The sequence below is a fragment of the Microcoleus sp. Pol8_D6 genome, assembly GCF_036700965.1.
Lineage (GTDB): Bacteria > Cyanobacteriota > Cyanobacteriia > Cyanobacteriales > Microcoleaceae > Microcoleus.
The window spans coordinates 19250-28757 of record NZ_JAUBPW010000083.1 but is presented as its reverse complement, the minus strand read 5'-3'; the positions used below and the strand labels follow the sequence as shown (position 1 = coordinate 28757).

Here is a 9508-nt window from a genome sequence, read left to right as displayed (position 1 = left end):
TGCTTTCATTAGGTTTGATTACACAATGATATTTCATTATTATTGATTGTACCTCATTACAGCGGGAACCGCTGTATGTACTAACAGGCGATCACGAGGACAAAGCAGAGAATTATTTTAAATAGTGTGAGCCAACTGCGGGCGCTGATGCTAGTTTTCATCAATTTCGATAAGTGCGATCGGGTAGTCCTGCATAGTCAGGACTACCCTATATAAACAGATTTAATAATACCATCAGACCAAGAATATCTCTAGGGGAAAAAACTCTTTCATTCTCTAAAACACTCTCCAATCACATGGGCAGCTCTTTGGTATTTTATTCATGAGTATAAGGCCAGTTTATCTATCAAATAAAACCCATAATTATACTGCCTATGCAGGACTACCCAAAATGGTTAGTTTAAACCTACCGGGGGGAGGGATTTACCATGGGTTAATTGCTGAAGCTGCACTGAAAGCAGGTGTGGATGTGTTGTTGACTCTTCACTCTAATAATTTTACTCGACTGGCAGAGGATGTCAGGCAGTTAGTGCAAGTGCCGGCGGGTTAAGCCGATCGCCCTTGGTTTGAAAAGGGCGATTGTCAGTTAATATACTTCATCATGCGTCCCAATATCAATCAAGACGATCAATTCCTCTTGCGTTTCATTATCTTGCTCAAAAGTATAGATAATTCGGCAATCGGACTCAACCCAACAAGCCCAAAGTCCTTCTAATTGCCCCCGCAGTTTATATGGCTTCAATGGAGGAGAAAATGGATCGTTCACTAACAACTCCAAAACCGAAAATATTTTCTCACCTAATTGCAGATTTCTCTTGATAACCCGTTTAAAAGCCCGTTTAAAACTGTTGTTCCAAACTAGAGTTTTCATTCTTCATCTAGTAAATCAGCTTTTAACTGTGCAAAGTTGCCTCGCTTTGCTGTGCCGGCTTTTAAAGCTATCAAAACCTCTCTTGCATTGCTTGCAATTTCGACTCGCCGATTTTCAATTCGCCGTTTCTGAATTAATTCAATTAACAAATCTTGCTCTTCAATTGCCAGAGATTCTACATATTCGATCGCGGTCTGGAAAGCAACAGAATTAGCCATAAAGAACTTTTCTATGTTTGAAAAGTGACAGTGCATTTCTATTTTACTAAGTGAGGTGGGCAAATGCCCACCCTACCAATAAACTACGCGCCGACAGATTCCTTCGCTGCGTAAAGAACCTCAACGGTAATCTTATCAATCCCCCGATCGCGCGCAAACTTCTCAGTATTCCGCTTCACCTTACCCCGCACAAAACCAGGGATTTTATTCAACTCAGCTTGTCCATCCTTCGTCCAACCCATATCAGAATCAGCCGAGATACCCTTCGTAATCACTTCCTTGGTATCGTGGCCGCCGAAGATTTCCAGCAAGTGGTCTTCCATTCCCAAAGTGAAGGAATTGTAGACCAAATCTACGCACTGATTTGTACCTTCATAACCCAAAAATGGCTTGTAGCCGATCGGGAAATTTTGGACGTGAATCGGTGCAGCAATTACGCCGCAAGGAATATCCAAGCGCTTACCTACGTGGCGTTCCATTTGGGTGCCGAAAATTGCCGAAGGTTCGGCTTTGGCGATCGCATCTCCGATCGCTCCGTGATCGTCCGTGACGAGCACTTCATCGCAATACTCGCTAACCTGTTCCCGGAACCAATCAGCGTCGTGTTTGCAGTAGGTTCCAGCCCACACAACGTGGATTCCCATCTCGCGAGCCAAAATCTTCGTCATCGCCGCAGCGTGCGTATTATCGCCAAATACGACGGCTTTTTTGCCGGTTAAGTTTTGGCAGTCGATCGATCGCGAAAACCAAGCAGCCTGCGACACAAACCGCGTTTGTTGGTCAATAAAATTTTCGTAATCAACATCCGCACCTTGAGCATTCAAAACTTGCTGAATCTTGCGGATACAGCGCGCAGTTTCCACCACGCCCATCGGCGTAATATCCACCATCGGCGTGCCGAATTCTTTTTGCAAATACTCCCCGGCCATCATCCCCAATTCCCGATAAGGAACCAAGTTAAACCAAGCGCGCGGCAGTCTTTTTAAGTTATGAACCGAAGCACCTTCGGGAATAACTTCGTTGACTTCAATGCCCAAATCTGCCATCAAACGCTTCAACTCGGTGCAGTCGTGCTGGTTGTGGAAACCCAGGGTAGACATACCGATAATGTTGACAGATGGTTTTTCGCTTTTGGCTTCTACTAAATCGCCTTTTTTGCGGGCTTTGTTAATGTAAAATTGGACGATTTGATCCAAAGTGCGATCGGCTGCTTGCAGTTCGTTTACCCGATAATGGTTAACATCCGCCAGCAATACATCGCCTTTAGCATCTAATTGAGCTCTCTCCACGAAGTTTTCCAAGTCTTCTTGCAGAATGCTGGAGGTGCAAGTCGGGGTGAGCACGATTAAATCTGGGTGCTCTTCTCTATCTTTGCGGGTGATGTTGTCCACCACCCGTTCCTGCGAACCCCGCGCCAGTACGTGTCTGTCAACGACGCTGGTAGTTACCGGGGTGAAATCCCGTTCCCTCTCCAGCATGGAACGCATGACGTTGAAATAGTCGTCTCCTATGGGTGCGTGCATGATTGCATGGACGTTTTTGAAGGAAGTGGCAACGCGCAAAGTGCCGATGTGGGCTGGCCCTGCGTACATCCAATAAGCCAATTTCATAGGTATTTTTCCTGGTGCTGGTTGAGAATTGCCCGATCGGGCGATTACTGCTAAATTTTAAGGTTGTTTCTGATTTTCTCACCGGATGAATCCTTTAGAAATAGTAACTTTCTGAGGATTTACAGATTTTGGAAAATGCTCAAATGCTTTGGCTGCTTGGGATTTGGCTCGTAATCCCAACAAATTGACCTTAGTTTTATGGCAATAATTCTTAATCTTTCCTCAACTTTTCTTAAGAGTTAGGCAAATTTGATTAATGTAGGGTTCGCCGCCGCGCACCAGACAAGGTGCAAGAATTCTGCATTTTTTGTCAAATTTACTCTGGTCAAACGGTCAATCGATTTTAGATTTTAGATTTTAGATTTTAGAATTGAAGCATTGACCCCACGGATAAATTCGGGGGGCAAGTTTCATCGGATACAGGTTTTTTATTTCTGGACGGATCAATCCGGGGGCTTGTATCCTGGATAATTTCGGTCAGTTAGTATTGTTAATCGATCGGTCAAAATAGATAGAACTGAACAAAATTTCAGATTCCGAAGCAACACTTACTTCCCTCAGCGCCTCGGTCGCCAATTATAGTTAAGATTTGCACCGCCCGGTTTTTTTGAAGCACCGCAAATTCGGGCCCGATCACCGGAAAAAATAAATCTTTAAGCACTTGCGTATTTTCACGAGATGTGGTGACGCTCCACTAAAGTCAAGCGATTGCTTAGAATCGGAGATGATTTGGTTGTCAGAATGGCGATCGAGCATTAGAGTAAATCCTTACACAAATCCTGTATTTGTGATTTTGTTTACCTAACTGCTGAGGTGACGAAAGCCCCAGGGCGCTTTTGTCAGCAGTAGCTCTTTGTTGTCAAGGCCTGCTTTCCCACACATCCCAAAAGATAGCTCTTGAGCGATAATGAAGAATAACAGAGGATTTACGAAAAGAAACCCGGTTTATACGAAAAAATCTTGGGTTTGTCAACGACTAGCAACGAAGAAACCCGGTTTCTAGCCCGCCGCGCGTAACTCCTGTAACATTGACCAAGCACACCTAATTTGAGAGAACCCAACTATGATGGCAATTCCCGGCGTTGCAGTTCTCGCTCTCATTTATGAAAGCAGCACTTCCCTGGTTTACCGCGGCCACAACGAGCAGAACAACCAACCTGTTATTATCAAACTTATCAAAGAAGACTATCCGACTCCTGAAGAACTGAATAGATACAAGCGCGAATATGAGATCACTGCCAACTTAAGCCTGTTGGACGGAGTTGTAAAAGTGTATAAGTTGCAACAGGTTAGAAATAGTCTGGCAATGATCTTAGAAGATTTTGGTGGGGAATCTTTAAAAATATTTATGGGTTCCCAAAAATTTACCATTTTAGGATTTCTGACTACTGCTATCAAAGTTGCTGAAACTTTGGGAGAAATTCACGGAAAAAATGTAATTCATAAAGATATAAATCCCTCTAATATAGTTTTTAATCCTGCTACCGGACAAGTAAAACTAATAGATTTCAGCATCTCTACAGCATCCAACCTTGAAAATATTCCCAATAAAAATCCCAATTTTTTAGAAGGCACTTTAGCCTATATGTCGCCCGAACAAACCGGCAGAATGAACCGGGTAGTCGATTACCGCACCGACTTTTATTCCCTCGGCGTGACCTTCTATGAAATCCTGGCAGGACAACTCCCTTTTCCCACTACAGATCCCATGGAGTTAGTTCACTGTCACATAGCCAAACAGCCAGTACCTCTCGCTGAAATAGCCCCAGAAATTCCTAAAGCTGTTTCAGATATTGTGATGAAATTGTTAGCAAAAACCGCTGAGGAGCGCTATCAAAGTGCTTGGGGATTAAAAGCCGATTTGGAATCCTGCTTGTTTCAGTGGCAAACATCTGGGTTTGTTTCCGATTTTCCTCTCGGCAGCCAAGATATTTCCGACAAATTTCAAATACCTCAAAAACTTTACGGCAGACAGCGAGAAGTTGAAACTCTTTTAGCGGCATTTGAGCGGGTGGCAGCAACAAATAATCGAGGCTACCGCACCGACAATTCTCAAATTTCTGTCATCAAAAAAGAGAGCAAATCGAAAAAAGAAATTCCCTTGTCAGTCCTGGGAAGAGGACAGCATAAATCCCGCAGCGAGATGATGCTGATTGCCGGTTATTCCGGCATTGGCAAATCTGCAATGGTGAAGATTTTAGACAAACCTATTACCCGCCGACGTGGATATTTTATTTGGGGAAAGTTTGACCAGTACAAGCGAACTATTCCTTACTCTGCCGTTGTCAGCGCTTTTTCGGAATTGGTGCGGCAACTGTTAACTGAAAGTGAGGCTCAATTAGCAGTTTGGCGCGAAAAACTCCGCAGTTCCTTCGGTCAAAACGGACAAATTATTATTGATGTCATTCCCGAAGTTGAACTAATTGTCGGAGCTCAGTCTCCTGTAGCTGAATTGGGGCCGACGGAATCTCTGAACCGCTTTAATTTAGTATTTCAAAATTTCATTCGGGTATTTTGCCAGCCAGAACATCCGCTGGTCATTTTTCTCGACGATTTGCAGTGGGCTGATTCGGCTACTCTCAAGCTGATCGAATTGATGATGACAGATGAAGCTACGCAATATCTGTTTTTAATTGGTGCTTATCGGGATAATGAAGTTAGTCCTACTCATCCTTTAATGATGACTGTGGAAACACTGCGAAATCAGGAAGCTATCATTAATCAGATTGCTTTGTCGCCACTGGGGGTGGAAAACATAACTCATTTGATTGCGGAGACTTTGCACAGCGATCGAGAATCTGTCAAACCCTTAGCTGAATTGGTAATCAGCAAAACCGACGGCAATCCTTTTTTTGTCAATCAATTCCTGCAAACATTGTATCAGGAAAACCTGCTAGTTTTTCACCCGCCACAGTCGGGGAGCAAGGGTGGCTGGCATTGGGATATGACTCAAATTGAGCAGTGCGCTATCACTGACAATGTAGTAGATTTGATGGTACAAAAGTTGAGAAAACTGCCAAGTTCAACGCAGCAAGTTTTGCGTTTAGTGGCTTGTTTGGGTAACGAATTTGACTTAAATACTCTTTCTTTAATTAATGAAAAAGAAGCTTCGGAAACTTTTTCTCACCTGTTGCCGGCGATTAAGTCGGGACTGATTCTGCCAACTTCGGAATTGGAAAGCAAGTCATTAGATTACGTGCTGTTTCCGCTATTAATTCTGAATTATAAATTTTTGCACGATCGCGTACAGCAAGCAGCTTACGCTCTGATCGACGACTCGCAAAAAAAGGCAGTTCACCTAAAAATAGGCAGGCAGATCCTAGAAAACACTCCGGCTGAATATCGCGCTGACAGAATCTTTGAATTAGTCGATCACTTGAATGTAGCTCGATCGCTAATTAAAGACGATCGAGAATTAATTGAACTGGCAACGCTGAATTTAGACGCCGCCCGCAGAGCCAAAGATGCAACTGCTTATGTTGCTGCCTTGCAGTATTTGACCGCAGGCATGGACGGTTTGAGCGCCGATATTTGGGATGCCCACTACGACTTAGCCTTTGCCTTGCACATGGAGCGGGCAAATGTTGAGTATTTAAACGGTTATTTCGAGAACTCCGAAGAATTTATTAATATAACTCTGGAAAAAGCGCGATCGGCCTTAGAAAAGGTAGAAATTTACAACCTGCTGATCGTGCAGTACACCCTGCGGGCGAAGTACGAAGAAGCCGTTAAAGCCGGAATCACAGCTTTAGACTTGCTAGGCATTGACTTGCCGCTAGATGGGCTACAAAAAGTCATATCCGAAGAATTTGCCACAGCCACAAATATTTTAGCAGGTAGAGAAATAGCTTCCCTAATTGACGCCCCCGAAATGACTGTACCCGACAAAAAAGTTGCAGTCAAATTAATTACAAACTTGCTGACATCGGCGTACCTCAAAAATCCCGACTTGTGGAAAGTCAGCGTTTTAAAAGGAGTCAATCTTTCTCTACAATACGGTTTAGTACCCGAAGCCTCTCTTTGCTATGCTGGCTACGGTATGTTCTTAAACGCAGTTTCGGGAGATTACAAAGCTGCGTATCAATTCGGCTTGCTCTCGCTGAATCTCAGCGAAAAATCTGGCAATATCGGCTTGAAGTGCAGAGCTTGTTCATCCTTGGTCAGTATTTTTTATTACTGGTTCAATCACATCAAAGATTCCCACGCTATCAGCAATGAAGGATATCAAGCCGCTTTAGAATCAGGAGATTTAGAGTATGCGGGTTATATCCTGTCCAACCGCATAGCTAACTCATTTTTTCAAGGTAAAGAAATCTCGCAAATTCTTGCCGACACGAGCAGATATTTGCAGTTCAGTCAAAAAACCAAAAATCAGCTCGTAACTGATATATTATTAGGGGTAGAGTTAATCCTGCGTAACTTGGGTAAACTAACTCCTGAAAAGTTTGTATTTGAAAGCGAAGATATCAGCGAAGCTGAATACGTACACAACTGTCAAGCTCATCAAAATTTGTACTCGCTCTGTCTTTATCAGATTCGCAAATGCCAGGTAATGTACTGGTACGGCAACTTCAACGAAGCGCTACAACTAGCTTTTGAAGTAGAAAAACAGCTATCTTTTATTACCGGAGCGATACCGGCTACCGAATGGAATTTTTTCTTTTCTCTAACTTTAGCCGCAGTTTTTCCAAATGTTTCAGAAGAGAAGCAAAAGGAATACTTGGAAAAGTTAGAGGAAAACCAAAAACAGATGAAAATTTGGGCAGATAACTGTGCCGAAAATTTTCTGCACAAGTATCTTTTAGTACAAGCAGAAATAGCCAGAATTTCCAAGAAAGATTCAGAAGCTGTAGAACTGTACGATTTCTCTATAAATTTAGCCCAAGACAATGAGTTTGTTCAAAATGAAGCGCTAGCTAATGAACTAGCAGCTAAGTTTTGGTTGAGTAAAGGCAAGTATCAATATGCCAAAATTCACTTGCGCGAAGCTCACTCGTGCTACTTGCGCTGGGGTGCAGTTCGCAAAGTAGAAGATTTAGAACAGAAGTATCCGCAGTTGCGGGAAATGACGCCACTCAACGGAAGTTTTAACAACAATCAAACTACCACAACTATTCATACTTCTACTGGCAGCGATGCGAGAGTGCTGGATTTGGCAACAGTAATGAAAGCATCTCTGGCGATTTCTAGCGAAATTGTCCTCGATAAGTTGCTGGCTTCTTTGATGAGAATCTCCTTAGAAAATGCGGGTGCTCAATTAGGTTTTCTGATTTTAGTTAGAGATGGTCAACTGTTGATTTCAGCTAAGGCGTCAGTATTTGCTGAAGATGTAGCTGTGCTGCAATTTACGCCTGTTGGAGACTATCATGATTTACCTGTGACGGTGATTAATTATGTGGAAAGGACTCGCTCGGATTTGGTGTTGAGCAATGCGGCGGCTGAGGGACTATTCACAGCCGATCCTTACATCGCTAAACACCAACTGCAATCTATTTTGTGTACTCCCATCATCAATCAAGGCAAACTGATCGGCATTCTTTATTTAGAAAACAATTTGACTGTCGGAGCATTTACTCCCCACAGATTGGAAGTTTTAAGGTTGCTTTCTTCCCAAGTTGCTATTTCTTTGGAAAATGCTCTACTTTACAATTCGGTGGAACAGAAAGTGCAAGAACGGACGCAGGAGTTAAATGAAAAGAACGAGCGTTTAGAACACACTTTGCGGGAACTTAAACTAACTCAAGCTCAATTAATCCAAACGGAAAAAATGTCTAGTTTGGGGCAAATGGTCGCTGGTGTAGCTCACGAAATTAATAATCCTGTAAGTTTCATCTATGGCAATCTTAATCCGGCTAGCGAATACGTTAAAGACTTGCTAAAATTGATTGAGCTTTACCAGCAGCACTATCCAGAACCTGCTGATGAAATTTTAGAAGAAATAGAAACAATTGAGCTGGAATTTTTGAGCGAGGATTTGCAAAAGCTGCTGGATTCCATGAAAGTAGGAGCGGAAAGAATCCGGGATATTGTGCTAAGCTTGCGGAATTTCTCGCGCCTCGACGAAGCGCAAATGAAGTCGGTAGATATCCATCAAGGCATCGACAGTACGGTGATGTTGCTGCAACCGCGCTTGAGAAAAGAGGGCGGGCGTTTGGGAATTGAGGTGATTAAAAATTACAGCACGCTACCCCTAATTACTTGTTATGCGTCTCAGTTGAATCAGGTATTTATGAATATTTTGACAAATGCGATCGATGCTCTCCTCGTCGCAAGAGATGCCCCGGAAAACTCTCATCAACAGCCTACGATTACAATTTCTACAGAGGTTACAGCCAGGAATTCTGCCATAATTAGAATTGCTGACAGCGGGCCAGGAATGAGCACGGAGGTGCTGCACAAGATATTCGACCCATTTTTTACAACTAAGCCGGTGGGTTCGGGAACAGGTTTGGGATTGTCTATTTCTCACTCGATTGTTGTCAGTTCTCATGGCGGAAAATTGACTTGCGTTTCTGCACCCGGAGAGGGAAGCGAGTTTATTATTGAAATTCCGATCGCCCCCAGGCAAGTTTTGTAATCGGCGCTACCATCAACCAACATCCCCAAATCAATTCCAGTTAGCAACCCTTAACAATCCGGCCACGCATTGCGTTTACTAAACTTTGAATTCGCAATTCAAGCTCGGCAAAAACTCTGCAGCAAAGTCGATCGATCGGGTTTCGACAAAAGGACGATCGCCCTTTTGCAGCCGCACTGAGGGCTTTTCATCACGACGAGGTGGCAATGCTCCGGCAAAGCATAAAAAGTGT

The 9508-nt window shown here is 43.3% G+C and carries 6 protein-coding genes; 2 read left to right on the top strand and 4 right to left on the bottom strand.

Annotated elements, in window-relative coordinates; translation table 11 throughout:
- Positions 1 to 391: 391 nt before the first annotated feature.
- Positions 392 to 550, top strand: coding sequence for a hypothetical protein (locus tag QUA10_RS25210; protein ID WP_333085211.1), 159 nt, complete (start codon positions 392 to 394; stop codon positions 548 to 550).
- A gap of 36 nt (positions 551 to 586) precedes the next feature.
- On the opposite strand, the gene QUA10_RS25205 is transcribed toward QUA10_RS25210, so the two are convergent.
- From QUA10_RS25205 to bchB, 3 genes are all read right to left on the bottom strand, one after another.
- On the bottom strand, positions 587 to 871 hold the full coding sequence (locus QUA10_RS25205) for a type II toxin-antitoxin system mRNA interferase toxin, RelE/StbE family (protein ID WP_333085210.1): 285 nt from the start codon (positions 869 to 871) through the stop codon (positions 587 to 589).
- Positions 868 to 1089: a hypothetical protein gene (locus QUA10_RS25200; protein WP_333085209.1), complete on the bottom strand. Its 222-nt coding sequence runs from the start codon at positions 1087 to 1089 to the stop codon at positions 868 to 870. The genes QUA10_RS25205 and QUA10_RS25200 overlap by 4 nt, the downstream gene beginning before the upstream one ends.
- Before the next feature lie 83 nt (positions 1090 to 1172).
- On the bottom strand, positions 1173 to 2699 hold the full coding sequence (gene bchB, locus QUA10_RS25195) for a ferredoxin:protochlorophyllide reductase (ATP-dependent) subunit B (RefSeq protein ID WP_190659189.1): 1527 nt from the start codon (positions 2697 to 2699) through the stop codon (positions 1173 to 1175).
- 1063 nt (positions 2700 to 3762) lie between these two features.
- Here bchB and QUA10_RS25190 point away from each other — a divergent pair.
- Positions 3763 to 9276, top strand: a complete 5514-nt coding sequence (locus tag QUA10_RS25190) for an AAA family ATPase (protein ID WP_333085208.1) — start codon at positions 3763 to 3765, stop codon at positions 9274 to 9276.
- 78 nt (positions 9277 to 9354) lie between these two features.
- Here the strand turns inward: QUA10_RS25190 and QUA10_RS25185 are convergent, their stop codons facing one another.
- The gene (locus tag QUA10_RS25185; protein ID WP_333085207.1) at positions 9355 to 9483 is read right to left on the bottom strand and encodes a hypothetical protein; all 129 of its coding nucleotides are present in this window, start codon (positions 9481 to 9483) and stop codon (positions 9355 to 9357) included.
- Positions 9484 to 9508: the final 25 nt, after the last annotated feature.